The organism is Photobacterium phosphoreum (assembly GCF_002954725.1).
Classification (GTDB): Bacteria; Pseudomonadota; Gammaproteobacteria; order Enterobacterales; family Vibrionaceae; genus Photobacterium; species Photobacterium phosphoreum.
Map to the genome: position 1 here is coordinate 48,436 of NZ_MSCQ01000002.1, position 26,843 is coordinate 75,278.

The 26,843-nt window shown below is 38.6% G+C and carries 24 protein-coding genes; 18 read left to right on the forward strand and 6 right to left on the reverse strand.

Features of this window, described 5'->3' with window-relative positions:
• Positions 1 to 6 precede the first annotated feature (6 nt).
• From BTO21_RS12370 to BTO21_RS12380, 3 genes are all read right to left on the reverse strand, one after another.
• Entirely contained in the window at positions 7 to 555 is a 549-nt protein-coding gene (locus BTO21_RS12370) for a thioredoxin-like domain-containing protein (RefSeq protein WP_045028805.1), read from the reverse strand.
• Positions 555 to 2,657, reverse strand: a complete 2,103-nt coding sequence (locus tag BTO21_RS12375) for a protein-disulfide reductase DsbD family protein (protein ID WP_420874934.1) — start codon at positions 2,655 to 2,657, stop codon at positions 555 to 557. Before BTO21_RS12375 ends, BTO21_RS12370 begins: the two co-directional genes overlap by 1 nt.
• 371 nt (positions 2,658 to 3,028) lie before the next feature.
• Positions 3,029 to 3,487 carry a hypothetical protein gene (locus BTO21_RS12380; RefSeq protein WP_045028804.1) on the reverse strand — a complete coding sequence of 153 codons (459 nt, stop codon included), beginning with the start codon at positions 3,485 to 3,487 and terminating at the stop codon, positions 3,029 to 3,031.
• A 522-nt stretch (positions 3,488 to 4,009) separates the two neighbouring features.
• Here BTO21_RS12380 and BTO21_RS12385 point away from each other — a divergent pair.
• Together BTO21_RS12385 and rimK are read left to right on the forward strand one after the other, a co-directional pair.
• Complete coding sequence (locus tag BTO21_RS12385; protein WP_045028857.1) at positions 4,010 to 4,474, forward strand: ATP-dependent zinc protease family protein; 465 nt, start codon at positions 4,010 to 4,012, stop codon at positions 4,472 to 4,474.
• Positions 4,475 to 4,479: 5 nt separating this feature from the next.
• On the forward strand, positions 4,480 to 5,382 hold the full coding sequence (rimK, locus tag BTO21_RS12390) for a 30S ribosomal protein S6--L-glutamate ligase (RefSeq protein WP_045028802.1): 903 nt from the start codon (positions 4,480 to 4,482) through the stop codon (positions 5,380 to 5,382).
• 61 nt (positions 5,383 to 5,443) lie between these two features.
• On the opposite strand, the gene BTO21_RS12395 is transcribed toward rimK, so the two are convergent.
• Both BTO21_RS12395 and BTO21_RS12400 read right to left on the reverse strand, forming a co-directional pair.
• Entirely contained in the window at positions 5,444 to 6,973 is a 1,530-nt protein-coding gene (locus tag BTO21_RS12395; RefSeq protein ID WP_045028856.1) for a phospholipase D family protein, read from the reverse strand.
• Between the two features lie 211 nt (positions 6,974 to 7,184).
• The gene (locus BTO21_RS12400; RefSeq protein ID WP_082056830.1) at positions 7,185 to 8,258 is read right to left on the reverse strand and encodes a Preprotein translocase subunit SecY; all 1,074 of its coding nucleotides are present in this window, start codon (positions 8,256 to 8,258) and stop codon (positions 7,185 to 7,187) included.
• A 400-nt stretch (positions 8,259 to 8,658) separates the two neighbouring features.
• On the opposite strand from BTO21_RS12400, the gene BTO21_RS12405 reads away from it, so the two are divergent.
• Both BTO21_RS12405 and ansB read left to right on the forward strand, forming a co-directional pair.
• A complete protein-coding gene (locus BTO21_RS12405; protein WP_045028798.1) occupies positions 8,659 to 8,907 on the forward strand; it encodes a hypothetical protein in 249 nt (82 codons plus the stop codon).
• 235 nt (positions 8,908 to 9,142) lie between these two features.
• Complete coding sequence (gene ansB / locus BTO21_RS12410; protein ID WP_045028797.1) at positions 9,143 to 10,207, forward strand: L-asparaginase 2; 1,065 nt, start codon at positions 9,143 to 9,145, stop codon at positions 10,205 to 10,207.
• A gap of 79 nt (positions 10,208 to 10,286) precedes the next feature.
• Here ansB and BTO21_RS12415 read toward each other — a convergent pair whose 3' ends face one another.
• On the reverse strand, positions 10,287 to 11,069 hold the full coding sequence (locus BTO21_RS12415) for a thioredoxin domain-containing protein (protein ID WP_045028795.1): 783 nt from the start codon (positions 11,067 to 11,069) through the stop codon (positions 10,287 to 10,289).
• Between the two features lie 292 nt (positions 11,070 to 11,361).
• Here BTO21_RS12415 and aphA point away from each other — a divergent pair, with 292 nt between their 5' ends.
• The 14 genes from aphA (at position 11,362) to BTO21_RS12485 (ending at position 26,773) form a co-directional block, all read left to right on the forward strand.
• Entirely contained in the window at positions 11,362 to 12,081 is a 720-nt protein-coding gene (aphA, locus tag BTO21_RS12420) for an acid phosphatase AphA (RefSeq protein WP_045028854.1), read from the forward strand.
• A 410-nt stretch (positions 12,082 to 12,491) separates the two neighbouring features.
• On the forward strand, positions 12,492 to 12,914 hold the full coding sequence (locus BTO21_RS12425; protein WP_232572746.1) for an NADH-quinone oxidoreductase subunit A: 423 nt from the start codon (positions 12,492 to 12,494) through the stop codon (positions 12,912 to 12,914).
• Entirely contained in the window at positions 12,911 to 13,462 is a 552-nt protein-coding gene (locus BTO21_RS12430) for an NADH-quinone oxidoreductase subunit B (protein ID WP_045028794.1), read from the forward strand. Before BTO21_RS12425 ends, BTO21_RS12430 begins: the two co-directional genes overlap by 4 nt.
• Entirely contained in the window at positions 13,463 to 15,160 is a 1,698-nt protein-coding gene (gene nuoD / locus BTO21_RS12435; protein ID WP_045028792.1) for an NADH dehydrogenase (quinone) subunit D, read from the forward strand.
• Positions 15,161 to 15,259: 99 nt separating this feature from the next.
• Complete coding sequence (gene nuoE, locus BTO21_RS12440) at positions 15,260 to 15,829, forward strand: NADH-quinone oxidoreductase subunit NuoE (protein WP_045028791.1); 570 nt, start codon at positions 15,260 to 15,262, stop codon at positions 15,827 to 15,829.
• Complete coding sequence (nuoF, locus tag BTO21_RS12445) at positions 15,829 to 17,124, forward strand: NADH-quinone oxidoreductase subunit NuoF (protein WP_045028789.1); 1,296 nt, start codon at positions 15,829 to 15,831, stop codon at positions 17,122 to 17,124. Before nuoE ends, nuoF begins: the two co-directional genes overlap by 1 nt.
• Positions 17,115 to 19,520 carry an NADH-quinone oxidoreductase subunit NuoG gene (gene nuoG / locus BTO21_RS12450; RefSeq protein ID WP_045028787.1) on the forward strand — a complete coding sequence of 802 codons (2,406 nt, stop codon included), beginning with the start codon at positions 17,115 to 17,117 and terminating at the stop codon, positions 19,518 to 19,520. Before nuoF ends, nuoG begins: the two co-directional genes overlap by 10 nt.
• On the forward strand, positions 19,513 to 20,490 hold the full coding sequence (gene nuoH, locus BTO21_RS12455; protein ID WP_045028786.1) for an NADH-quinone oxidoreductase subunit NuoH: 978 nt from the start codon (positions 19,513 to 19,515) through the stop codon (positions 20,488 to 20,490). The genes nuoG and nuoH overlap by 8 nt, the downstream gene beginning before the upstream one ends.
• A gap of 28 nt (positions 20,491 to 20,518) precedes the next feature.
• A complete protein-coding gene (nuoI, locus tag BTO21_RS12460) occupies positions 20,519 to 21,052 on the forward strand; it encodes an NADH-quinone oxidoreductase subunit NuoI (protein ID WP_045028784.1) in 534 nt (177 codons plus the stop codon).
• A gap of 17 nt (positions 21,053 to 21,069) precedes the next feature.
• Positions 21,070 to 21,600, forward strand: a complete 531-nt coding sequence (locus tag BTO21_RS12465; RefSeq protein WP_045028783.1) for an NADH-quinone oxidoreductase subunit J family protein — start codon at positions 21,070 to 21,072, stop codon at positions 21,598 to 21,600.
• Positions 21,597 to 21,920 (forward strand): NADH-quinone oxidoreductase subunit NuoK, encoded by a 324-nt coding sequence (gene nuoK, locus BTO21_RS12470; protein ID WP_045028781.1) that lies wholly within the window; start codon positions 21,597 to 21,599, stop codon positions 21,918 to 21,920. Before BTO21_RS12465 ends, nuoK begins: the two co-directional genes overlap by 4 nt.
• Positions 21,917 to 23,800 (forward strand): NADH-quinone oxidoreductase subunit L, encoded by a 1,884-nt coding sequence (gene nuoL / locus BTO21_RS12475; RefSeq protein ID WP_232597427.1) that lies wholly within the window; start codon positions 21,917 to 21,919, stop codon positions 23,798 to 23,800. Before nuoK ends, nuoL begins: the two co-directional genes overlap by 4 nt.
• Positions 23,801 to 23,817: 17 nt before the next feature.
• Positions 23,818 to 25,329: a complex I subunit 4 family protein gene (locus BTO21_RS12480; protein WP_045028778.1), complete on the forward strand. Its 1,512-nt coding sequence runs from the start codon at positions 23,818 to 23,820 to the stop codon at positions 25,327 to 25,329.
• Positions 25,316 to 26,773, forward strand: a complete 1,458-nt coding sequence (locus BTO21_RS12485) for an NADH-quinone oxidoreductase subunit N (protein WP_105026837.1) — start codon at positions 25,316 to 25,318, stop codon at positions 26,771 to 26,773. Before BTO21_RS12480 ends, BTO21_RS12485 begins: the two co-directional genes overlap by 14 nt.
• Positions 26,774 to 26,843 lie beyond the last annotated feature (70 nt).

The following is a 26,843-nucleotide window of genomic DNA, read 5'->3' on the forward strand; positions in this document are numbered from 1 at the left end:
TTTTTATTATTTCATATCAACCCAGGCTAAGCGGGCTAATAATCCTGGTGGTGTCACCAAGCCAGCGGTTGTTGCTTGTATTTTACCTTTTTTAATGATCAAAATAGTCGGTGCTCTTGAGAGTTTCCACTGGTGGGTTAATACGTTGCTATTATCATTTACTACTGGAAAATCATAACCTTTCATATTGAGATAAGCATGTAAGCGACGATCATCACCCGATCGCATTGCGATGGTGACTATTTTGGTATTTAACCAGGGTTGGTTATTCAGCCAATTAATCATAGGAGATACTACTTTACAGCTACCACACCATGTCGCCCATACATACACTAGTACGGTTTGATCATAGCTATCTTTAAAGATATTAATCTGTTGTCCATCAATGGTCGTAAAAGCAGGTTGAGTTGCTGATATTTGCATTTGATTTAAATGACGATTGCGCCATGCTTCTAATGCTGTCGTCGCTACCGTAAACATAATCATAAAAATAATAATGCTTTTGAGCCACCCTCGCCATTTTCGGCGAGGGGGTTGATGAGTATTTGATGACATTATTTACCTGCTTTTTTGAGTGCATTAAGCACACTATCGCTGGATAATATAACGGGTAATTCAATGCCTTTTGGTGCATTAGGGCCGTAGACGATATTAAATGGTACACCAAAACGCCCATAAGATTGTAAAAAGCCAGTCACGTAATCTGAAGGTTTTGTCCAATCACCACGCATTAAAACGATATTTTTATTATCTAAAGCTGAATATACCGGCTCTTGTAAAATAATGCCCATTTTGTTGGCTTTACAAGTAATACACCATTGCGCAGTAACATCGACAAATACGGTTTTTCCTTGTGCTACTTCGGTTGCTATTTTCGCAGTATCTAATGGGATCCAATGATGATCGGGCGGTAATGGCGTTGCCCATTTATTGGCAGTTAAGCTACCAGTAAATAAACTAGCAGCTACGCCTAATAACATCACAGCCAGCGTAATAATAACGGTTTTACGTCCTTTCTTACGCCCGATTAGCCATAAAATGATGACTAAGATAACTGCGCCTAGTCCCCATACGACATTACCACTGAAGAAACTGGTCATTAAGCTTAATAGCCACACTGATGTTGCTAGCATCATTAAGCCGAACAGTGTTTTAACCCGATCCATCCATAAACCAGGTTTAGGCATTAATGTTGCTAATTGTGGGAAAAGCGCAATCAGTAACCACGGTGCTGCCATACCAATTGCAAGCGCGGTAAAAATAGCAAACAGAGTCACTAAATTGGCACCTAATGCAAACGCAACGGCAGTGCCTAAGAATGGGGCACTACAAGGCGTTGCCAGTAGAGTCGCAAACATGCCCTGAATGAAATGACCTAAGTGAGAATTATCACCTTTGGTTGCTAACCAAGTATTGGTATTACTTGAAAGACGAATTTCAAACAAGCCCAGCATATTGGCACCAAATAGTACGGTGATAGCAATCATTGCACCAATAAACCATGGGCTTTGGAATTGAATGCCCCATCCAAGTGCTTGACCTGATAATTTCATTGCAGTCAGAAATGCAGCTAATAACCAAAAGGAAACAATGATCCCTGCTGCCGATGCTAAGAACTGGGTTCGAATTTGGCGACGGGCTAATCCTTGGGCAGAAATAACACTGCTTAATTTCATGCCTAATACGGGTAATACGCACGGCATAATATTAAGAATAAGACCGCCAATTAGGGCTAAGCCTATAATTTTCAGTAGATTATTCGTTGTGTTTGGAATACTAACTGGTGTATCTGTTGCTTTTGCCGTTATTTCAACCGCAAGATCATGATCACCAATAGTTACATGTAGTGGTTGGCCAACAAGTTTTGGTGTGCCAAACCAACTTGTTACAGGCAGAGTGGCGTAAAGTGTATTACCTTTTATGATCGTGGTTGGTTTTAAAAATGAGGTATCTTTAGCTGCTTGCGTATCACCATCAAGAATTACATCGGGCTGCTGCCATCCGGTGGTATTGGTTGCAACGACGGTTACTTTTTTTTCTGCTTTATTATAAGAAAGCGTATTTAACGTAACAGTGGGTGATGATTTCGGGACCTGACTTTCACCTTTGTTATACAAAAACATTGCTTCTGTCGATGGCATTAACTTATTTGGAGTGAAATCAAATGAAAGTTCGTAATCGGTAAGAACACAAATACTAGTACATGATGACATAGTTAATTTACCAGAGAGAAATACTGGCTTATTCATGTCTTTTATATGAATAGAAAGTGGGAAAATAACATCATGTTTGTAGCCAAGGGTTTCAACGCCTAAAAAGTCATGACGTTTAGGTAAAGGCCACTGCCAATCAACCTTGGCAATATTAGATGACATGTCCCAATTTATTGAGGGTGCGACACCGCCTTCACCGGGTGAACGCCAATAGGTTTTCCAATTTGTATCAAGTTTTACTTCTAGCAATCCCTGAACTGTGTGTTTAGCCAGATCTTTTTGCCCGGTAAGCATTAGTCTCACTTCAACGGGTGGGTGCTGAGGATTTTGAACCCAACCTGTTGTGTATTGTGGTGAGGCTATTGCTATTGATGCAAAGGTGATGCCAAACAAGGTTGTGAGTAAAGCAACAGTTACATTGAGATATTGGTATAACTTTTTCAATCTAGAGCTCCAAATAAACAACGCATAATGATGACGAATGCGGCAATGTTATACGTTATTCGATATATAATTCTTTGTGTTGAACCACGGTACTATCTGCGTTAAAAATATGGGTCTTTATAGTGTTAAGTATGAGACCGACAAGTAGCAGATGTTATTTCATAAAATAAAATTCTATTACATTGTCGGTAATTTCTGAAGTTAGAACAAGTCAGTAGTACGCTAAAGAACAGGGTTGATGTCATTTTTAAGTTATAAGATATAACACTGTTATAGTTTTCTGAACAGTTGCTTGATGCGAGTGCTGAAATTCACATTACGATGGTTTTTTCCTAAGTAGTATGATTGCATAAATTGGCATCGGAGTGAGTCTACTTTGGTGTTAAGCTGTTAAGCTGTATAGGTGATACGGTATTTTCATTGTTAATGATATTGCGACTTTGGATTTCAGCTTGTTCGTTGCTATAACTGTAATCAATCCCTGAAGCTCCCTGTACCATTAACCATAAATGCGTTAAAGCAAGCAGATAATGTTGATCTTGATGGGTAAAATTGTTGGCATGATCGTCACCAAGCGTAGCGCTAAAAATAGCGTTCATTTTTGTTGCAGCAGCGCGTTGATTTAACCATTGTTGATGTGCTTGTTGGTGGTGTAACGTCATAAAACCAAGTAATAAATTAAGTAATGTACTATTTGGACGTTGTTGGCGTATATGATCAAAATGTGCAGATGACGCGGAAATAAATTGTTCTAATTGCTGCTGGGTTGTTGCATCAATAGGTAAGTTGGCCATGCCAAGTAATAATAATTGCTGTTTTAGTTCTGACATGTTTATAAATTCTTATTGATTAATGATGACAGTGTCGTATAGGTAAAGATTGTAACTGAAACTATTTAAAGAGGATTGACAATCCGTTAATTTTTATCGGGAAGAATCAAAAATTAGCTTTTTATAGACAAGTATTTTGTTGGCATTGAATTTTATGGTACTGAAATTAGAGTAATCACCTTGTTTTTGTGACCTTATTAGGTATAAAGAAGGGTTAACCACTCTTATCATGTTGAAACTTATTGCTTAATGACATGAATAAACAATCTTATATGGCTAATATGTGGTAATATATAGCACGATGATACTAAAAAACAGTCATCTAATGGTGATTTTACCACCGTTATTGGCACTGATTCAGGTCAATTCAGTGCTCAGCTAGTTAATGATTTCCTTATGTATTGATAACAGTTTAATTAAAGTATCACCGCTATTTATAGCCAGAAATCATTGGTTTCAGTTATGTGTACTGTGTTCTATGAATTACCTTCGTTAGCTGTTAAGGAAGTTTGGGTTATTGTAATGATTAATAAAGAAACAATTGTGAATAAAAATAATAAATTTATTGTTGGTTGGCGCGAAGTTGCCGCTTTACCTGATCTTGGTGTCGATGATATCCATGTGAAAATTGATACAGGAGCACGTAGTTCTTGTCTTCATACATTCAAAATTGAAGAGTTTACTCAAAATGATGAATTATGGGTGAAATTTTGGCTGCATCCGATTCACAATAATACTGATATTGAACAGGTTTGTATGGCTAAAGTAGCAGACAAACGTGTTGTGAGAAACTCTGGTGGCGATGAACAATTGCGCTACTTTATTGTTTCAACCATTGATTTTAATGGTCAACGATGGCCAATCGAAATATCGTTAACAAGCCGTGACAATATGGCATTTCGTATGTTGCTTGGACGAACCTCCATGCATGGTCGTATCATTGTTGATCCAGAAGCCTCTTACCTCATTCAAAGCAAGGAAAAGTAATAGTAATGAAAATCGGTATCTTATCTCGTAATCAGTCATTGTATTCAACGTCTCGCCTTATTGAAGCGGCAGAGCAACGTGGCCATGAAATCAAGGTGATTGATGCACTTCGTTGCTATATGAACATTAACTCACAAAAACCATCGATTCACTTTAAAGGTGAAGATTTAGTGGATTTTGATGCGGTTATTCCTCGTATCGGTGCATCTGTAACATTTTATGGTACAGCGGTATTACGCCAATTTGAAATGATGGGTGTTTATGCTGTTAATGAATCTATTGCGATCAGTCGTTCACGCGATAAACTGCGTTCTATGCAGTTGTTATCACGTAAATGTATCGGTATGCCAGTGACTGGTTTTGCAAGCAAGCCTGATGATGTTAAAGATCTACTCGATATGGTGGGTGGTGCACCTGTAGTCATTAAACTGCTTGAAGGCACCCAAGGTATTGGTGTTGTGCTTGCTGAAACGCGTAAAGCGGCTGAAAGTGTTATTGAAGCATTCATGGGCTTAAAAGCGAATATCATGGTGCAAGAATACATTAAAGAAGCAGGTGGTGCGGATATTCGTTGTTTCGTGATCGGTGATAAAGTGATCGCAGCAATGAAACGTCAAGGTGCAGAAGGTGAATTCCGTTCTAACCTTCACCGCGGTGGTAGTGCAGCATTGGTTAAAATTACTCCTGAAGAGCGTAAGACAGCGGTTGCTGCTGCAAAAATCATGGGATTAAGTGTTGCTGGTGTTGATTTATTGCGTTCTGAGCGTGGTCCTCTAGTGATGGAAGTTAACTCATCGCCAGGTCTTGAAGGTATCGAAAAAGCAACTGGCAAAGATATTGCTGGTATGATTATCGAATACATTGAAAAGCATGCATCTAAAAAAACAGCGTTGCGTAGCCAAGGCTAATTAAGTCCTGTTTATGCATAAAAGCCCTTGATGATCATATTTGGTCATCAAGGGCTTTTTTTTAAAGGTGCTTTTCTATTGGTAACGTACCAGCAAGCCATGCGCCCATTTTTAGCATCGTACCGCTATCAGGTTCTGAATGAAATTGTTTACCATTGGTATCATCAGTCCAAACAATGTCATTGTGCTTATCTAATGATAAACGGTAGGCACTTTTTTCTAATAAGTGGTCCAAATCGGCATAAAAAATATCAGAGAATGGTTTCGAATCAACAATGACACCCAGTTCAGTATTCAGGTAGGCTGAACGTGGGTCAAAATTGAAAGAGCCCACAAATACTTTTCTGTGATCAATAATAAATGTTTTAGCGTGTAAACTTGAACGAGAATTGCCCAACCATGAATGCTTTTTCTTTATTTTTGGATCGATCTTGATTTCATACAGCTTGATCCCATTTTCTAGCATTTCTTTGCGGTATTTGGCATACCAGCCATGTACGGCAAATACATCATTAGACGCAAGTGAATTTGTGACGATGGTAATATTTAAGCCACGTTTAGCCGCTTTCACCAGTTCTTTTACGCCAACTTCTGTGGGTACAAAATACGGTGAAATCAATAAAAAATCTGTTTTTGCTTTGTTGATCATGGCTGATAAATGATGCAGCAATAAATCATCTTGGCTATTTTTTACTTTATAAGGCGTATCATAAATTAGCTCGGCATCAGCCCAATAAAACGGCAATGTTTGATTGGATAATTTTTTTGCCAATGGGTGCTGTTTTAATGAACGAGCATAATCAGATTTTAAATATTTTTTTTGTGCTTTTTTCCATTGTTGTAACTGGTCAGCAGTTGGCAAATGAGCTTCAGTGACAAGCGCTTCAATTGGCGTTGCAGGTTTACTGTTCCAATATTCATCAAATTGGCGTGATACTTGAGGAATAATCTTACCCATCATTAACAAGTCAAAATCCCCGAATTCAACATTATCATTCGCTGAGAAATATTCATCACCAATATTACGTCCTCCAGTGATCGCAAAGACGCCATCTGCAATGATCGATTTATTGTGCATACGGCGGTTTAAGCGGTCAAAATCAGTGACAAAACCAAGTGGTTTAAAACTACGATTACCAAAGGTATTAAATAAACGCACTTCTACATAGGGATGAGCAGATAAATTTGCCAATGCTTGGTCATCACGATTTTGCATATCATCTAATAGTAGACGTACTCGAACACCTCGTTTTGCAGCTTGATATAAATACCAAGTCAGTAAGTTACTGGTTGCATCATCACGATAGATATAATATTGCACATCGACCGTTTTTTGAGCGCTTTCAATAATCGCTAAGCGAGCAAGTAGCGCTGCCTGTCCATCACCGAGAGGGTAAAAAGCAGTTTTGTTAGGGTTAGCTTGAGTATAAGGTAATACCTTCTGATGCAAGGTGGTATTGAAGTTATCAACATTACTGTATGTTTCTGTTTTTACTGTTGATAATGGCTGTGCACAGCCAATCAGCGTTAAGGTACTTATGGCAATAAATGAATGGGTGCAAAGTTGCTTAAGACGACTTAAAGTAATCATTAGAAAACATGTTTCTGAAAAAAGTGTGGCGATTCTACCCCCATTTATAAATTTATGCTTGAGATAAATAAGCGAATGATTAATTTTGACCATAAGGGATACCAATTGAGAATTATTAATCAATTAGATGTCATTGTTGACACCTTTGAGGGACAAAAAAACCCAAAATAGCAGCACTATTTTGGGCTTAGTAAGACGCTAAATTAAGCGATTAACTTGCTACTGTATCTACACCATGCCATTGATAATGGTTATTAGGTTTTTTACTTACAATACCTTGATCAAGCAGTTGATGGAAAATAGCATCGACTTCATCGGCTGTTAATTTGAGTAATTGGCTTACGGCGCGCTTACTGCAATTAACCTGATTTTTTGTTAGTGCTTCAAGTGCTTGTTCATAGATTGTCTTCGGTGGCTCTGGTTCAACTTCTTCAATAATAATTTCGTCAGTCTCATCGTTCGTAGTGATTGATGATGTTCCTACCGATGATGGGTCAAAATGGCTTAATAATTGTGGTTGGTCGAGCATATTATAGCCATTTAGGGACAAGTGTTGTTGGCGTTTAAACTGGTAACGGAAACGGTTCTCTTCACCAATCAGACCCACAAAAAAGGCAGCAAAGAAATCCAGTAATACTGACAAGAAAATAACCAAGCCAAGTTGAGCTGATTGGTTACTGACATTGAATGTTGTCGCCAGACTATCAATCAATCCAAGTACTGAACCTTGACCGACAATTGGCGTTGTATCTCGTTCAATCGCGATTTGTTGCTGTTGTTTACGTAGTGCTTCATTTTCTTTCTGGATACGTGTCACACCAGAAGCAATACGCTCCATTTGGATGTATTTTTCGGCGGCAACATTATTGAGATCAATTTGTTTTTCAATAGCTTGAATCTGCATATTAAACGCATTGATTTTGCTTTGCTGCACATTTGCTTCACTGTGTGCTTTATTGGTTGCGCTATTAATACCACCCACGGAGCCACCAATAGAAATAGCGGCTAACACTGCATAAAACGTAAATGCGGTAAAAGTGCCACTATAATTACGGCGCGCTTTGCGTTCTCCAACTTCGTACCATGCAAAGAATTTACCCAATTCAAAAATGACAGCTAAGCCACCAAAGAGAAATTTCATTAGTGGGTCATCATCAATGGATAAAAACAACAACAGTGAAAACACGATTGAAGCAAGAATAGCGGCACCTGTGAAGCTATAAACACTCCACATTGCGAAAATCCCTTTAGGGAAGCGTACTGGTATATTTTGGTTAAAATGCATAAAAATGTCTAAGTAAGGAGCATTTGTTCAGCTGGTCGCATTATAGCGGCAAGCATATAAAAGATTGATAGGATACAGTAAAACGCATGTTAACCCCTTATAAAATGTGACACCTAGAAACCTTGCGGTTGTAAATTGAATAAAAATCACTGTATCGGTCAAATATCGACCTATAAGTGTAAGTTAAAAAACTTTTATTAATAATTGCTAACATATAAATAATTATGCGATTTAGTGTTATTAGTAAAAATGGCTAAATAATGTAAGGCCGCGGTTATTTGAGCTGCAAATTAAGATGTGTTGATAATAATCGTTGAACAGGGTTCTTTTATATGAAGAAGATATCGTCTGTTTTGTGTCTATACTGATTAGTATGATTATTTTTATAGGTGTGCGGTTTATGTTTTATGCGAGCCAACATCAGCTTCTTAACTTGAAACACAACGTGAATGAGATTGCTGTCTTTGAGAGAAATTTACCGAATAAGATGATATTGCATTCAACATTTGTCTATATAGAAGAGGGGTATTTTCAGTGCTTATGGGAAGCGGATACCATTGATATGGTGCAACAGTATATTAGTACTACCGTGGGAGATGAGTGCCAAAGTGATTATTATAATGTTGATCCCATGACGACTATTGCATAAATATCTTATTAATTCACAACGTATCTGAAGATGTTTATTAAGGGAATACATTAGCAATAACCAATTGTTATGTAAGTGTTCTGCTTTGTTGCTATTTTTAGTTGCAGTTACTGTTGTGTGATTGTGGTCACTATGATTGTGTATAAACAGTGACATTAAGCGCAATAAATTATCCTATTAATAATATTATCCATACCATAAATAAATCTTAACAATATGACTTATGGTGTGAGTAATGAATAACAATCCTATCCGTGTTGGTATGCTAATAGCTGGTTTATGTGTGAGTTCGTTAGCTATCGCTGCTGATGATTTACCCAATATTAAAATTTTAGCAACGGGAGGCACAATTGCAGGTGCTGGACAGTCAGCGACTGAATCTTCGTATACGTCGGGTCAAGTTGGGATTGAATCATTAATTCAAGCCGTCCCAGCAATGACTAAAATTGCGGATGTTAGTGGTGAGCAAGTGGTTAATATTGGCTCTCAAGATATGAATGATCAAGTGTGGCTGACTTTATCTAAACGTATCAATGCATTATTAGCCCAAGATGATGTTGATGGTGTGGTGGTAACACATGGTACGGATACCATGGAGGAAACAGCTTATTTTCTTGATCTTACAATTAAAAGTGATAAACCTGTAGTACTTGTTGGCTCAATGCGTCCATCAACAGCAGTCAGTGCTGATGGCCCTGCTAATTTATATAATGCCGTTGTTACTGCTGCTGATGAAGATTCAAAAGGACGCGGAGTATTGTTAGCGATGAACGATACCGTGTTAGATGCCCGTGATGTAACGAAAACCAATACGACGGCTGTTGATACCTTTCAATCCCCGAATTTTGGACCACTAGGTTATATTCATAATAGTGATGTTATTTATCAACGTACTCCGGAACGTCACCATACAACGGCAACCCATTTCGATGTGTCAAAATTAACTAACTTACCTAAAGTAGGGATTGTCTATAACTATTCAAATGCATCAGCATTACCCGTAACAGCGCTAGTTAATGCTAAGTTTGATGGAATCGTCAGTGCAGGAGTGGGCAACGGTAATATGTATAAAGCCATTTTTGATGAGTTAGCAAAGGCAAGTAAAGAAGGGACGATGGTCGTGCGTAGTTCGCGAGTACCTACAGGCTCTACAACACTGGCTGCTGAAATTGATGATGCAAAATATGGTTTTGTAGCTTCAGGCACACTTAATCCACAAAAAGCGCGTATTTTATTAATGCTATCGTTAACACAGACCAAAAATTACAAAGAAGTACAGCAGATGTTTCAGTATTACTAATCGACACTGGTCGATATGTTAACAACACAACAAGACATAATACTAAGTCTTGTTGTGTTTTATTATTTTAGCATGCAGATTACTTAGTGCTGGCTTTTAGATCACTGATTGCTTTCGTAAGCGCTTCAGGATTATAACCATTAATAATAGTTACATTATCTGTTGTGATATTGCTGCTTGGCATCACGATCAATGCAGGTGTTCCTTGGAAGCCTAATTTGCTAAATAATTCAAAATTATTCATAAACGTATTATTAGCATCAAACTTCGAGACATCAATACCAATGCTGGTTGCGATAGTATTAATATCTTTTTTGGTTAACTTACCTTCATCTTTACCGGTTGCAAATACTGCATTATGGTATTTAGCGTAAACTGCTCCACCTTTTTGTTGGTAGATCCAATTACCCATGTCGGCAGCATATTTTGAAGCTTCCCAGCGCGATGCGAAAATTGGTGTTTCTTTAAAGATGAATTTCACATCTGGGTTTTTAGCTTCTAATTGCTTAACGGTATCAGCAATTTTAGAACAGAACACACATTGATAATCAAAGAATTCAATCACATTGACTTTTGCGTCTTTAGGACCAATAAACGGTGTCGTTTTATCGTTTAAAAGTTGATTAGCATTAGTAATAACAGCTTGTTTAGCATCACTTTGTTGTGCTTGCATTTGTTGCTGTTGCAATGTTTGAGAGGCTTTGACTAACACATCAGGATGGCTAATAATATATTGGCTAGCAATTTGTTCAATTTGGGCTTTTTGCTGAGCTGTGAACTCACCACCGCTGTTAACCGTTGCTGTTTCATTACAACCAGTAAGCAATGCACCTAGTATAATAGGTAGGAGTAGTTTTTTCATTGTATTGTTAATCATTATTATTAATCACTATAAATATTTATTGTTTAGAGTAATAGTAGAATAAAATAGTTCAACATGTTTCTGTAAAATGTTAGTTATTAATTATTGTAAGACGTATCGACGGTTATATTATTATAAATGTGTTTAATATTATTGAGTGTTATTTTCTGCGTTTATTTTTTATAGATCTTATATTTCATATAAATAATTATTCAATGTGATAATTGTCACTTTATCTGTAGGGATGAATGGTTAGATTATTCATTCAATTTTTTTGATGATTTATTCTAAAATGAAAAAGACATTTACAGCAATTACTCTCTCTTCTTTACTGGCTTTAAGTCTTGTTTCTAGCTCTGTTATGGCTGAGCCCAAAGTCCCTGCGACAGAGACAGGTTATAGTACAATTCAGTTAACCCAAATGGGCCAACCGAAGAGTGTGCATTGGGTAACCGTTGATCAAATTGCTCAGCAGCTTAAAGGTAAGCCACCAATGGCTGTTGGTTTTGATATTGATGATACGGTATTATTTAGTTCTCCTGGTTTCTATCGTGGCAAACAAGTCTTTTCTCCAAACAGTTTTAGCTATTTAAAAGATCAGAAATTCTGGGATAAAATGAATTGTGATTGGGATAAATTTAGTATGCCGAAACAAATCGGTAAAGAACTAATCGCAATGCACCAAAAGCGCGGTGATGAAATTTACTTTATTACTGGGCGTGATCCATCAAAATGTGAAATTACGACTCAATATTTAAAAGATGTCTTTGGCATTAAAAATATGCACAAAGTTATTTTTGCCGGTTCAAGTAAAACAACCAATACTAAAACGCCGTATATAAAAGCAGATAACATTAAAGTTTACTATGGTGACTCTGATGGTGATATTACCGCTGCACGTGATGCTGGAGCTATTGGTATTCGTGTAATGCGCGCCGCAAACTCAACCAATCGCCCAATTGCTAAAAATGGTATTTATGGTGAAGAAGTTGTGGTTAATTCTCAGTACTAATTATATTAATTTTTAATTATATCTTTAATATTTTAAAGCTCTTTATATTTAAATAGCTTTTTTCTTTTCTATTAATATTTGCTGTTCAGATACGCCTTCTATAATCCCCATATAAAAATATCTATTATTTTTTCTTTATTTAAATAAAATTAACTATTTGTTTTTATTTGTTTTAGTGACTGTTGATTATTTATTTAAGTCAATATTTTTCATTGGAAGATCATATTTACATTGAAAGTTCATATTTGCGTTGTCGAAATAATGAGATCTATGTCTAAGAAATTGGTATATGTAATAGTTAATATTGTGTGATGTTTTTCTTATTATTGTGAAAAATTAAGTATTATTGTTGTCGTGTGGTTTAATTCTAGTCTTAATAAAGATATGGAATATGAGCTTTATAAATACCAGTGATTTTAATCGGTATTGAAATTGATAATGATTATGGGGTTTTGAATGTGAGTAGTTTTAGTCCAGGGCTTATAATCGGTATTTTCACGTTACTCGTTATTGGTGTTATTGGCGCTATCTTAATAGCCAGTAAATTAATTGGTGGATTTAATCGCCATTATGAAAATGAGCAACCTTTTGAGTGTGGTCTTTTTTCTTCAAGTGTGGCGAAGCATAATTTTTCTATTAGTTATTACTTAATTGCTGTTGCGTTTCTTATTTTTGAATTAGAGGCAGCCATTTTATTAGCTTGGGGGGTGGATTATTGGACGTTGGGGATTTCAGGGGTAATTACCGCTGTTTTATTTATAACGATTCTTTTGTTAGGACTTGTATATATGTTGCGTAAGGGAGTATTTAAAGTTGGAGCATTTGAATTATGAGTGACATTATTCCAGTAAATAATCGAGATAATTCTCAAGCGAATAAAAGTAATAATTTGATGACGAATGTTATCGGTAAAGTTGACGAGCTTGTTGCTTATAGTCGTAAGTATTCTCTTTGGCCTTATAACTTTGGTACTTCTTGTTGCTTTGTTGAAATGATGACGGCAGCTACACCACGTTATGATATGGCTCGTTTTGGTTCAGAGGTATTACGTGGCTCACCGCGACAAAGTGATGTCTTGATTACTGCGGGTACTTGTTTTGTGAAAATGGCGCCACTAATGAAGCACATTTATGATCAAATGTTAGAGCCTAAATGGGTGATATCAATGGGGTCGTGTTCTAACTCTGGTGGCATGTACGATATTTATAGTGTTGTGCAAGGTATTGATAAAATTTTACCGGTGGATGTTTACATACCGGGTTGTCCACCTCGACCAGATGCACTGCTCGAAGGTTTGATCATGTTACAAGATTATGTGAAAGCGAATCCCATTTCTATTTTACAGAAAAATCGCCAACCACTAGGCTTGAGGGTTGAATAAATGGACTCACAATTATCTCAAGTATTGGTGTCACGTTTTGGTGTTGATGTTTTACCTCACGCTGTTGTAGGTATTGATAGCTATCATGTTGGTGGTTCTCAGTTAATTGGGTTGTTTAACTATTTAAAAACAGAATCAGCGTTAACGTTTGAAATATTGTTTGATTTATCTGCTATTGATGAAACTGAGCGTGGTGGTGGATTTACGGTTTTTTATCATTTACTGAGTATTTCAACGAATCAGTTTATATCAATACGTACTCATATTGATAATGATTCAATTGCTGTGCCTTCAATTGTAGATATATGGCCAAATGCGAATTGGTATGAACGTGAAGTGTATGACATGTTTGGCATTAAATTTGCGGGTCATCCAGATTTACGCCGTATTCTCACGTTTGATTTTTGGCAAGGTCATCCACTACGGAAAACATACCCTGCATGCGCAACATTAATGGATGAGCCTTTTGATCTTAAAGGTGACGACTTTAATAGGGTGATGCAGTCTTACAATATTCAAGAGCCACAAAATGATGGTGAGATGATCTTGAATATCGGACCTAACCACCCAGGGACTGATGGGGTAATTCGTCTAAAAGTTAAGATGAAGGGAGAACGAATTGTTGAGCTTGATCAAGAGATTGGTTTTCACCATCGAGGCGCAGAAAAGCTAGCTGAGCGACATACTTTTCATAACTATATTCCTTATACCGATCGTATTGATTACCTTGGTGGGGTGGCAGGTGAATTGCCATACTTACTTGGTTTAGAAAATATGACGGGCATTGTGGTGCCTGAGCGCGCGCAAACTATGCGAGTAATGTTGTGTGAACTATTTCGAATTTCTAGTCATTTAGTCTGGTTTGGCAGTATTACGCATAACCTCGGTGGTATGGCACCTGCTTTTTATGCCTTTACTGAGCGTGAAAAAATCTTTGATGTGATTGAACTCATTTGTGGCGGACGTATGCACCCTGCCTTTTTTAGAATTGGTGGTGTCTCTCAAGATTTACCTACGGGCTGGTATGCTGCAGTTATGGTGGCGTGTGATGCAATTGAAAAATTAATGCCAGATTTAGAAAAACTCACCACTAAATCAATGATTTTTAAATTACGTACACAAGGGATTGGGGTTTATAGCCAGACGATGGCGCTTGATTGGGGGTTAACGGGCCCTAATTTACGCGCAACAGGGATTGATTTTGATGCACGTAAGCAATTTCCTTATATGGGGTATGAAAATTACGATTTTGATGTGCCAGTTGGTCAAGATGGTGATGCTTATACTCGAACGGTGTTGCGCATTGCTGAGGTCGTTGAAAGTCTAAAAATTATTCGTCAAGCCGCTAAACGTATGCCTGAGGGGCCGATTCTCGCTGATAATGTGCCTAAATATGGTTTTCCTCGCAAGGCTAATGCACTTAATGACATTGAAACTCTTATCCATAGTTTTGTTGATACAGGGCGTGGCTTTAATTTTCCTATTGCAGAAACGTTTGCCGCGACAGAAACGGCGAAAGGGATCACTGGTTATCATACCGTTAGTATTGGTACCGGATTTCCTTATCGCGTACGTATTCGAACACCTTCTTTTACTCACTTCCAATCAGTGAAAGCCGTCTCTAAGGGTGACTTGCTGAGTAATATTATCTGCTTAATTGGCTCAATTGATTATGTATTAGCAGATATTGATCGCTAGAAAAAATGAACAGTACAAGATACTGATAATAAAAATTAAAAGTCACGTTCTCGTAGACGCAAAAATAGGTCGATGAAAAGTCGCCAATGTGAGGAAGTCATGCTAACTGTTCAAGAAATTGCGCATTTAAATGCGCATATTGCCCATTATCCAGAAAAGCGGGCAGGGGCTATCTATTGTTTGTATTTTGTTCAAGATAAATACGGCTATATCACCAAAGAAGGGTTAGATAGTGTCAGTAAATTAACACATTTATCGGTTACTCAGCTCGATGAAATTATTACGTTTTACACTTTATTACGTCGTCGACCTGTTGGTCGGAATGTCATTCGTGTATGTGACAGTATTTCCTGTCATACACGGGGAGCACAACACGTATTAGCGGCCGCGAGAGATATTACCACCAAAGAACTTGGCGAAATGACCAATGATGGCAGCGTAACGGTATTACCAAGTATTTGTCTTGGTCTTTGTGATCGTGCTCCGGCAGCATTGATCAACGATGATCGTGTTGAAGGTGAGCTTACGCCTGAAAAAATGCGGATATTACTGTCACAGTTAGCTGCTGAAGAAATGGAATTAGCTAAGAAGCCGCATCACCGTAGCATGATTGCGATACTTACTCCTCAAACTGAAACTATCGATAGTTTGTTAGGGGAGGAAGCATAATGGAATTAGTACTTAGTCGTAATTTTCATCACCAAGTTCCTCTTGATCTTAAAGGATATAAAGCCGCAGGGGGCTACCAAAGTTTAACTACAATTATTGGTCAGCCAAGAGAGCCTTTACTCGAAGAAATTAAAAATTCAGGTTTACGTGGCTGTGGCGGGGGTGGCTTTCCAACTGGAATGAAATGGAGCTTTTTAGGTAAGGAGGCTCAGCATCCTGTCTATTTAGTTGTTAACCTTGATGAATCTGAACCCGGTTCGTTTAAAGATCGTCAAGTATTATACCGTGACCCACACACCATTTTAGAAGGTGTTATTGCGAGTAGCTATTTATTAGGTGCAGATAAGGCATTTGTCTTTATTCGTGGTGAATACCGTCAAGGCGCAATGTTGTTGGAGCAAGCTGTAGAGCAAGCCCGCGCGGCAGGTTTAGTTGGTAATAATGTGATGGGCAGTGGTTGGAACTTAGATGTTGATGTTCATTTGAGTGCAGGACGTTATATTTGTGGTGAAGAAACCGCACTATTAAATGCCTTAGAAGGTTATCGCGCTAATCCACGTTCTAAACCGCCATTTCCGATCGTTAAAGGTCTGTGGGGACAACCGACGATAGTTAATAATGTTGAAACGGTTTGCCATATCCCTTGGATAGCACATAAAGGCGCTGAGTGGTTTCAATCACAAGGTAAGGGAAAGGCTGCAGGTAGCCATATTTATCAAGTGTCAGGTGCAGTTAAAAAGCCGGGTTTCTTTGAACTTCCATTAGGAACAACCGCCAGAGAACTGATCTTTGAGCATGCAGGTGGTTTACTTGATGATCGTCAACTCGTGGCTTTTTTACCCGGTGGCGCATCGACACAATTTATGTTGCCAGAACACCTTGATATTGCCCTTGATTGGGATGGTCCAGCCAGTGTGGGATCACGTCTAGGCACCGGCGGTATTATTATTATGGATGATACGATTTGTCCTATTGATTTTATGATTAATCTGACTGAGTTTTTTGCGCGAGAGTCGTGCGGATACTGTACGCCTTGTCGTGATGGTTTACCGTATTTAGTCCATGTTCTTAAAAAATTCGAATTAGGTATCGCTAAAACTGCTGATCTCGATTTACTAAATGAACTGTGTGACACCATCTATCCAAATACTTTCTGTGCATTAGCACCGGGGGCATTAATGCCTATTATGGCGGGTTTAAAGCATTTTAAATCTGTTTTTGAAGCGCATATTCACCAAGGATGTTGTCCTCATCAGCAAGAGCTCAACCTTGAGGAGGCTGGATCATGGGCATAATTTATATTGATGATAAACCGATTGAATATCAGCAAGGTGATAATGTCCTTGAGGCCGCTCGTCGTGCCGGTATTGATATGCCTTATTTTTGTTATCACCCCGCCCTTGGTGCTGCGGGATCATGTCGAATTTGTGCGATGGAAACGGTGCCCCAAAAAGAAGGTGAGCGTCCTCGTACCGTAATGACGTGCACCGTCTCGGCTCAAGACGGTCAACATTACAAATCACAAAGTAGTAAAGCGAAACAAATTCAGAAAGGTGTGATTGAGTTTTATATGACGAATCACCCTAATGATTGTCCAGTATGTGATGAAGGTGGAGATTGTCATCTACAAGACACTACGATTAATGTGGGTCATGCATACCGTCGTTATGATGGGCTAAAGCGTACGATGCCTAATCAAGAGCTTGGTCCTTTAGTATATCAAACCATGAATCGCTGCGTGACCTGCTATCGCTGCGTGCGTTTTTATCAAAATTATGCGCTTGGTGATGATTTCGGGGTAATGGGATCGAGTAGCCATGTGTTATTTCGACGTACTGAAGACGGTGCATTTGATAGTCCATTTTCAGGCAATTTAGTCAGTATTTGTCCAACCGGGGTTTTTACCGATAAGGTTTATCGTCGTAAATATAGCCGTACTTGGATGTTGGATAAGGCGATTTCTATCTGTGCGGGTTGCAGTGTGGGTTGCAGTATTGACGCAGGTGGAAGAGAGGGAACATTACGACGTATACATCCTTCTGAAAAGTCAGAGATTAACCCTTATTTTATCTGTGATCGCGGTCGTTATGGGGCGCATGGCACAGAGGCTGATGATCGACCATTACAAGTATTGCAGGATGGATTACCACTGCCAATAATGTCAGAAGCGACGGTTAATATAGCGCTTGAGCCAACGGCATATCTCGCTGAAGTATTACGCGAAGCACAAGGAAGAGTGGGGATTTTAGGTTCAGTTGAAGAAGATTTACTGACCAATCTTGCTTTACGACAACTTGCTTTACAGCTTGATGCACCATTCTCGCCTTTTATTACTCCAATGCAAGAAGCACAGACCAAAGCTGCCGTTGCTGCTAATACTGCTACTGCTACTGCTAGTGTGGCTGACATTGAAAATGCTGATTTAGTGTTGGTGATAGGTGAGCTTACAGAGCATGCGCCGATGTTGGATTTAGCAGTGAGACAGGTAATAAAGCAACATCGACCGGTCTATATTGCTCATTCTACGCTATCGCATTTAGTTACAGCGTCTAATAAATATCAACAGAATATGAATTATTGTTGTGCGCCTTCTCGCTGGCAGCCGTTATTAGTTTCATTGGCACAAGCATGTAGCGGTCAGGATGTGAATACTATTTGGGCGAATCAGTTTGCATTAGCGGCACAGCAGGCACAAACGATTGTCGTGGTTGGTGTCGCTGAATTACTTGATGTAGGCATGATTGAGGCAATGACAGCATTGGCTGTTGTATTGGGTGATCGCGTTAAAATGACGCTTGCTTTACCTGCTGCGGGTTCAATGGCTGCAGCTATTATGGCGAAAGCGGATTCATGCCAGCAGTTAATACAACAATTAAAAAACGATCAGTTAGATACATTAGTGGTTGTTGGTAGTGATCCTTTTGGGGATGCGCCACATTTATGGTCAAGTTTACGCCATAAAGTGAAGCGTATTGTCGTCGCCGATAAGGTAAACACGACAAGTATTAAGCTTGCACATAGTGTTATTCCTCTTGCCGCATGGCCAGAGCGTAATGGCTTAACGATTAATTATGAGGGGCGATTACAGGCATTTAAACAGGCGTTTAAACGTAAACAGCCATTATTAAGTGCAGAGATGATCATTCAGCATTTGGCTGATTTTGATAGAAGAGAAATTAATGATTTTGTTGAAGCGCTTACTGAGTCTGTGCCTGTTGCGGGTGATATGGGAGTTCGTTTAATAGCACTTAAACGCAATATCGTATTATCAGCTCAAGAGCGAAAACGACGGTTTAGTTTGGCACCATCACAAACGGCGCAAGCAACATTAGTACGTTGGCACGGTGCAGGATATGTTGCCGATCATGCCCATTCATTACAGCTTATTAAACCGGTGACGGGTGTTTATCTTTCGTCGGTATTAGTTGAACAACTTAATGTGGGAAATGGTGATCGTGTTCTTATTAAACATGGAGACAATAGCCTTGATCGTATGGTGATCGTGAATTCACAAGTTGCTGATTATTGTGTTGCTTTGTCACGAACAGATTTATCGGCATTAGCTGCTGATATAGGCGCTGCACTTGAAATAACGAAAGCCCCGAATCTTTTTATTGAGGCCAGTCTGAATGTTGATGAGATCAAACAAGATCAGTTGATTGACGCCATGGTAGGAGAGGCTAATGAGTGAATTTAGCTATTGGATACTAATGATCATTGGCATGATTGTGACGATTTTAGGTTTGATTCTTGTTGCTGGCTATACGGTATTATTTGAACGTCGTTGTTTAGCGTTATTACAAGATCGTTATGGCCCGAATAGAGCTGGCCCGTTAGGGTTATTTCAAGCGATATTTGATGCACTAAAATTATTAACCAAAGAATATTTCCTACCAGGATTTGTAGATAAACGACTTTATATTCTCGCGCCATTATTAGTCGTGGTGGCTATTCTAGTCAGTTTTGCTTTATTGCCTATAGGGCAAGGTATTTCTTGGGCAGCTAACCTTAATATTGGGCTGTTATTCTTACTCGGCTTGAGTTCTATTCATGCTTATGGTGTGTTTCTGGGGGGCTGGGCGTCAAATTCGAAATATACCATGTTAGGTGCCATTCGAACTATTGCACAATTAATTAGTTATGAGTTAGCAATGGGCATTGCCGTATTAGGGGTGGTGATGTTAGCCGGCAGTTTTAGTTTGAGTACTATTGTCGACAACCAAACAATCCCTTATATATTTTTGCAACCCATTGGCTTTATTGTGTTTTTTATTGCTGGGATTGCCGAAACTCATCGCTTACCTTTTGATATGCCAGAAGCTGAAAATGAACTAAATGCGGGATTTAACACTGAGTATGGTGGTATGCCATTTGCGATGTTTTTCCTTGGTGAATATCTTGGCGTAATTTTGGTTGGTGCAATGACGACCACGTTATACCTCGGTGGTTGGCATGGGCCGGGTGCTGAGACTTACCCCTTACTTGGGGTGGGTTGGTTTGTGCTTAAGACTTTTTTATTAGTATTTTTCTTTGTTTGGATGCGTGCGAGTGTGCCTCGAACTCGTTATGACCAACTGATGGTCTTTGGATGGAAATATTTACTCCCAATAGGATTGGTAAATATTTTGCTGACCGCCATTGTTGGTGCATTTTTGATGTGATAAAAACTGAATTTATCGAGATAACACAATGAAAATATTAAAAATACTAAAAGAGGTTACTGGTGCGTTTGGCGCAACAATAAAACACGCATGGGCACCTCGAGATACAGTTTGCTATCCAGAAGTTAAACCTGATCTTCCTGAACGGTGGCGTGGACGTATTGTTTTAACGAAAGATCCACAGGGTGAAGAGCGCTGTGTTGCTTGCTATTTATGCTCGTCTGTTTGTCCATCAAATGCGATCACTATTCAAGGTTCTGAACGTGATGACGAACGTCGTTATGCGAAAACATTTGAATTGGATTTTAGTCGTTGTATTTTTTGTGGCATGTGTGAAGAAGCTTGTCCTACTTTATCCATTCAATGTACGACTGATTTTGAAATGGGTAAATATACCCATGAAAAAATGGTTTATCAAAAAGAAGATTTATTAATTGATGGTCCAGGTAAACATCCTGACTTTGATTATTACCAACGGGCAGGCGTTGCAATTAAAGGAAAGGCAATAGGGGACGGTAAGCAAGAGAAGCCTCCCATTGATGTCTATTCATTATTGCCATAATTAGGCGAGGTAAATCAATGTTAATCTGGAATATTATATTTTATGCTAGCAGTATTATTATGCTGCTGGCGGCTTGTAGCTTATTATTTGTTAAAGAGCCAATGCATGGTGCGGTATATCTCACAACATCTTTGTTAGCACTCGCTGTTATTTTTTACTTACTCGGTGCGCCATTTATGGCAGCGTTGCAATTAATATTATATGTCGGTGCTATTATGGTGCTGTTTGTATTTTTTATTATGCTAAGCCCTGAGAATGAGCGTTTTTCAATTAAAGTAAATAAAAACGTTATTTTACCGTTGATATTAATGGTGGTGATGTTAATTGAAGCTGGAATAATTATTCAACCTTCTATTGCTCTTGTATCTAGCCATAATATTGAAATGATAAGTGCTAAAGCAGTTGGTTCGGCGCTCTTTGGTCATTATAAAATAGCGATTGAAGCTATCTCTACTTTGTTATTAGGTGCACTTGTTGCCGTTATTTATTTAGCTGCCAACATGAAGATGACAGTGGATGATACTGATGCATCTAAGGAGCAAATATGAATGTCTTTGTTATTTTATCGCTTTCAATGTTGATGTTCGTGATTGGACTTTTAATTGTCCTCATTCGTCGGCAATTACTTTTTATTTTAATGGGTATTGAAGTCATGCTTAATGGCGTTGCACTTGCCGCCATTGGTGCTGGTCAATATTGGCATGATCCTGCAGGGCAAATTGTGGTGTTATTTCTAATGATTGCAGCAGGGTGTGAGCTTTCAGTAATATTAATGTTGTCGATGTTGGCCTACCGGCATTTGAAAACAACGCGTGTTGATAATTTAAATTTACTGGGTGATACGTTGATTAAGAAGGGAGAACTATGATGGATAACGTCTTATGGTTAATTCCCACACTACCGCTATTAAGTGCTTTATTATTAACAATACTTGGTGGGCGTATACCCATTCGAGCGAGTGGTATATTAGCGACAATGTCCGTTTTTATTGCGGCGGTTTTAGTCGGGGCTCTGTGGATTAATAGTGATTTTGACCCTTATTATCATCAAGCGCTTTGGACGTGGATGTCAGTAGGGGATTGGCACGTTAATTTGGGCTTAAAAGTTGATAAGCTTTCTTTAGTGATGATGTCAGTAACGACTTGGGTTGGATTTCTTATTCACCTTTTCTCTGTGCCATTTATGCGTAGAGATTTTGGTGAGCGTCGATATTTTTGCTACTTGAATTTATTCGTTGCTGGAATGTTGATGTTTGTGATGGCTGACAATTTGATATTATTGTATGCCGGATGGGAAATAATGGGATTATGTTCATATAGTCTGATTTCGCATTATTATAACAAAGATCAGAATGTTTATAGTGGTCGTAAAGCATTTGTAGTAACACGCATTGGCGATACGTTATTGGCTATCGGGATTATGTTGACTTTTGTCGTTTTTAAAACAGTCAACTTACATCAAATTTTTGCTATAGCACAATCACAACCAATAGACATATGGCTTATTGGTGCGATCTGTTTACTGTATCTAGCCGGTGCAATGGCTAAATCTGCTCAATTCCCATTTCATGTTTGGTTACCTGAATCGATGGCTGGCCCTTCAACCGTATCAGCACTCATTCATGCGGCAACAATGGTAACGGCTGGGGTATATTTAATTGCCCGTAATCATGTTCTTTATAGTCTTATTCCCGATATTAGTTGGTGGGTGGCGTTTATAGGTGCGTTTACTGCATTTTATGGAGCAACGTGTGCGATTGCCCAAAATGATATTAAACGCATTCTAGCGTATTCAACAATTAGTCAAATAGGGTATATGTTTGCAGCACTTGGTGTAGGAGCTTATGACTTAGCGATATTTCATGTAGTGGTTCATGCTTGTTTCAAAGCCTTATTATTTATTAGCGCTGGTGTGATCATTGATATGTACCATCATGATCATGACATTCGTAAAATGGGAGGCTTAGGGAAACGCCTACCGTGGCTTAAGTGGACATATTTAGCAGGTACAGCCAGCCTTGCTGCTTTGCCGATTATTACCGCAAGTTTCTTCTCTAAAGATGCGATTATTGCAGCAACCAGTGGTGGCCATTTAGGTTGGCTTTTAGCTGGGCTGGGTTTAATCGGGGCGTTGTTTACCAGTATTTATAGTTTCCGTATGTACTTTATGATCTTTAATGGCCAGCCTCGAAGCCCATTTAGTCAACCGAGTTACCTTGGTGCTACTGGTCTACCTTGGCAAATGAAATTATCGACAGCAATTTTAGCGATAGGTGCTATTGCAATTGGTTGGATTCAGTTTCCAGCCGACTGGACATTTGGACCACATATATTCTTACCTTGGTTAGATCAATTATTAGGCCATAGCCCAGTAATAAATAGTCGCTTAAGTTTGATTTTAGAAGTGACGGGTTCGGTTATTGCAATTGCTGGTGTTTGGATTGCTTCGGTAATGGTTAACAAAGAAATAAGAACAGGTCGCGGTATTGGGAATAACGCCTTCCTTAATGCAGCTTGGTATATCGATGATGTACTTAAAAGCATTGTTGTAAATGGATTCAAAGGATTGACAAAACTACTTGATATTGTTATCGAGCGCTGGGCACTAAATAAAGTTCTTGTTGGCGGAATATCTTCAACAATATCAAAAGCTAGTGAATTATTTAGTGAAGGGCAAACCCGTCAATTATCACATTATGTCTTATTAATGACGGTAGGCGCAGTGCTGTTACTGTTCTATATAGCTTAAGCAAGGAAGGTTTATGTATGCTTAGTTTTTTGATCTTTTTTCCGCTTGTTGCTGCGTTAATGATCTTTCTTGGTTGTTCTCGGCAGCCGATACTTGCGCGTTCTTTAACGTTAAGTGTAATTATTATTGAAACAATGTGCGTGGGATGGATGTTTACGTCGGGTCATGTGCATGGTTTTTCGATGACAGAGCACTTTAATTGGATACCCGAATTTGGTATTCAATATCTCGTTAGTATTGATGGTATTAGCTTAAGCTTAATAGGTTTAAGTTGTGTATTATTTATAATTTCAACATTAAGTGCTTGGCAACAAGTTAAACAGTGGAATGTGTTTGGTCCTTTATTACTCATGACTCTTAGTGGAATAATGGGGGCCTTTTTAGCTTTAGACTTGTTATTATTTTATGTTTTTTGGGAATTAATGCTAATTCCTATTTATTTCCTACTGAGTTTCTGGGGATGTGCAAGTAATAAAAAAGCAGCGATGAAATTTATATTAGTGACGATTACCGGATCGTTACTAATGCTTATTTCGTTAATATTACTGTACCTATTCCATGGCTCAGAGACAGGAACGTTTACCTTTGATTATTTTGCACTTGCTAGTCACCCACTAGCATCGTCATTGGAAATGCCTATATTGATCGGCTTTTTAATTGCTTTTTTAATTAAAATACCAGGTTTCCCTTTTCATTTTTGGGCGCCAGATATGTACCGTGAGGGAGATCCTGCAGTAATAATGTTGTTATCAGGTGTAATGGCCAATGTAGGGGCTTATGGGATATTGCGTTTTTGTGTGGCTATTTTCCCAAATGCCATGCACCAACTTACCTTTGTTGGGATGGCGTTAGGGGCAACCGGTACATTATACGGTGCATTTTTAGCCTTTAGACAAAAGGATATCCGTAGCGTTATTGCTTATTCAAGTATCAGTCATATGAACCTTGTGGTTATGGCTATTTTTGCTTGGCAATTACAGGCGTTAAATGGGGCCATATTGCAGCTGATTGCTCATGGTCTTTCCGTTGCCGGGCTGTTTGCTGTTGTTGGTATGCTGCAAGCTCGTGGTTATCAAGGTGAGATGAAAGAGATGGGAGGGCTTTACAAAGTTATTCCCAGCATTAGTGTAGTGCTATTTTTTATTATTGCAGCAAGTATTGGTATTCCGGGATTAGCAAACTTTGCTGGTGAGATATTAGTGTTTATTGGGAGTTTTAGCATCAGTCCTTTATGGACAAGTGTGGCAGCCTTCTCGATTTTATTTGGGGTCGTCTATTTCTTAAAGGCTTATGGCCGTATTATGCTGGGGCCGATTTCAACTGAAAATGTATCTCGTAATATTGTTGATTTAACGGTTCGTGAAAAAGCAATAACAGCTATTTTAGTGTTGGGTTTATTTGGTGTTGGCTTAGCACCTAATTATTTACTTCAAATGATGACAGATTCTACGTCACAACTTGTTGCGGCTAATTCAATAGCATTGACAACGACAACTATTTCAACAGGAGTTATTTATGTCACTCCATAACCTAGAATTATTACTGCCCTATGGATTAACCGGAATTGGTGCGTTAATCGTATTGTTGCTCGGTGTACTACCCGGAAATAAAAATAATAAAATACCCTATATTGGATCTGTGGTTATTTTGTTATTAACGATATTTCAAGTAGGGACCTTATTTCATTATAACGCTAGGATTGAAAATTTCGTTGCTATTAATCCGTTAACGTTGGCTACTTTTGAACTTTGTGCTGCTGGTGGATTAGCCACTATTTTAATGGCGCAATATTACCCAAAATTAAATCAGCATGTTGATGAAGCTTTTTATGGGTTAATTATTATCGCAGTTTTAGGTACCTTTTTATTAGTATCAGCGATAAATTTATTAGCGGCTTTTATTGGTATGGAACTGATTGCGATTCCGATGTTTGCATTAATTGCATGGAATCCAAAACGTAAAGGAGCGATAGAAGGTGCAATTAAATATGCAGTGACAGCAACGGTTGCAGCCGCCTTTTTCATCTTTGGGATTGTGTTGATTTATTTCGGTACTGGCACCTTGATAATGAATGAGATTCCACAGGCGTTAATGGGGCCAGATGCGATTCCATCATTGGTCAATATTGGTATTATATTATTGCTTATTGGTGTTGCATTTGAATTAGCATTAGCGCCATTTCATTGCTGGTTAGCCGATGCTTTCCAAAGTGCACCGGCACCAATAATGGCTTTTATAGGAAGTATCGCTAAGATTGCTGTGCTTATTTTTGTTATTCATTTTGCTATGTCTATTGCCCCGATTTGGGGGGATTTTAATAGTGTATTATGGGTGTTAGTTCTTCTTAGTATTTTACTGGGTAATTTACTTGCATTACGACAAACAAATATTAAACGAATGTTAGCCTATTCATCGGTTGCCCAATTTGGTTATATACTGATGGCATTAGCCTGTGTAAGTGATGGCACTTCTATATCAATGGTCGAAGGGCTACGGGCTGCGGCTTATTATGGCTTTAGTTATGCCATTATGAATATGGTGGTATTTGCAGTGATCGCGATGATGAGTAAGTATAACCCAACAGGGGAGTTAGCAGGTTATCGAGGATTAGGACGTCGTTATCCCTTAGCAGGAGGCGCGATGGTAATTGCAGTGTTATCTTTGGCCGGTATTCCACCAACCGCAGGCTTTTTTGCAAAGCTGTTTTTATTTACAGCAGTATTAAATAGCGGTCATATTGGTTTCGTTATTCTTGCTGCCTTGGGATCGGCGATTTCTGTATTTTATTACTTACGCATTCTTTTAGCTTTTTTTGCTAAAGAACCCCAACCGAGTGTAAGTGTATCGACGACTGGTCGTTATAGTGTGACAGAATCGATCGATTTTGGATCGACGTTAGTGATGACCATTTGTGCTGTTGGTACGATTGCTTTTGGTCTCTTTGCGCAAACGGCACTGAATATGATGTTCTGATTAGACGCTATCTTAATATAGGTGTAGTGGTGTAATCACGATTTATATCAATCTATTATAGATAATATAA

What these genes read in the sequence shown, in the direction of transcription:
- BTO21_RS12370 (WP_045028805.1), bottom strand. Translation starts at nt 555, where the DNA reads ATGTCATCAAATACTCATCAACCCCCTCGCCGAAAATGGCGAGGGTGG.
- BTO21_RS12380 (WP_045028804.1), bottom strand. Translation starts at nt 3,487, where the DNA reads ATGTCAGAACTAAAACAGCAATTATTATTACTTGGCATGGCCAACTTA.
- BTO21_RS12385 (WP_045028857.1), top strand. Translation starts at nt 4,010, where the DNA reads ATGATTAATAAAGAAACAATTGTGAATAAAAATAATAAATTTATTGTT.
- rimK (WP_045028802.1), top strand. Translation starts at nt 4,480, where the DNA reads ATGAAAATCGGTATCTTATCTCGTAATCAGTCATTGTATTCAACGTCT.
- BTO21_RS12395 (WP_045028856.1), bottom strand. Translation starts at nt 6,973, where the DNA reads ATGATTACTTTAAGTCGTCTTAAGCAACTTTGCACCCATTCATTTATT.
- BTO21_RS12400 (WP_082056830.1), bottom strand. Translation starts at nt 8,258, where the DNA reads ATGCATTTTAACCAAAATATACCAGTACGCTTCCCTAAAGGGATTTTC.
- BTO21_RS12405 (WP_045028798.1), top strand. Translation starts at nt 8,659, where the DNA reads ATGTTTTATGCGAGCCAACATCAGCTTCTTAACTTGAAACACAACGTG.
- ansB (WP_045028797.1), top strand. Translation starts at nt 9,143, where the DNA reads ATGAATAACAATCCTATCCGTGTTGGTATGCTAATAGCTGGTTTATGT.
- BTO21_RS12415 (WP_045028795.1), bottom strand. Translation starts at nt 11,069, where the DNA reads ATGAAAAAACTACTCCTACCTATTATACTAGGTGCATTGCTTACTGGT.
- aphA (WP_045028854.1), top strand. Translation starts at nt 11,362, where the DNA reads ATGAAAAAGACATTTACAGCAATTACTCTCTCTTCTTTACTGGCTTTA.
- BTO21_RS12430 (WP_045028794.1), top strand. Translation starts at nt 12,911, where the DNA reads ATGAGTGACATTATTCCAGTAAATAATCGAGATAATTCTCAAGCGAAT.
- nuoD (WP_045028792.1), top strand. Translation starts at nt 13,463, where the DNA reads ATGGACTCACAATTATCTCAAGTATTGGTGTCACGTTTTGGTGTTGAT.
- nuoE (WP_045028791.1), top strand. Translation starts at nt 15,260, where the DNA reads ATGCTAACTGTTCAAGAAATTGCGCATTTAAATGCGCATATTGCCCAT.
- nuoF (WP_045028789.1), top strand. Translation starts at nt 15,829, where the DNA reads ATGGAATTAGTACTTAGTCGTAATTTTCATCACCAAGTTCCTCTTGAT.
- nuoG (WP_045028787.1), top strand. Translation starts at nt 17,115, where the DNA reads ATGGGCATAATTTATATTGATGATAAACCGATTGAATATCAGCAAGGT.
- nuoH (WP_045028786.1), top strand. Translation starts at nt 19,513, where the DNA reads ATGAGTGAATTTAGCTATTGGATACTAATGATCATTGGCATGATTGTG.
- nuoI (WP_045028784.1), top strand. Translation starts at nt 20,519, where the DNA reads ATGAAAATATTAAAAATACTAAAAGAGGTTACTGGTGCGTTTGGCGCA.
- BTO21_RS12465 (WP_045028783.1), top strand. Translation starts at nt 21,070, where the DNA reads ATGTTAATCTGGAATATTATATTTTATGCTAGCAGTATTATTATGCTG.
- nuoK (WP_045028781.1), top strand. Translation starts at nt 21,597, where the DNA reads ATGAATGTCTTTGTTATTTTATCGCTTTCAATGTTGATGTTCGTGATT.
- nuoL (WP_232597427.1), top strand. Translation starts at nt 21,917, where the DNA reads ATGATGGATAACGTCTTATGGTTAATTCCCACACTACCGCTATTAAGT.
- BTO21_RS12480 (WP_045028778.1), top strand. Translation starts at nt 23,818, where the DNA reads ATGCTTAGTTTTTTGATCTTTTTTCCGCTTGTTGCTGCGTTAATGATC.
- BTO21_RS12485 (WP_105026837.1), top strand. Translation starts at nt 25,316, where the DNA reads ATGTCACTCCATAACCTAGAATTATTACTGCCCTATGGATTAACCGGA.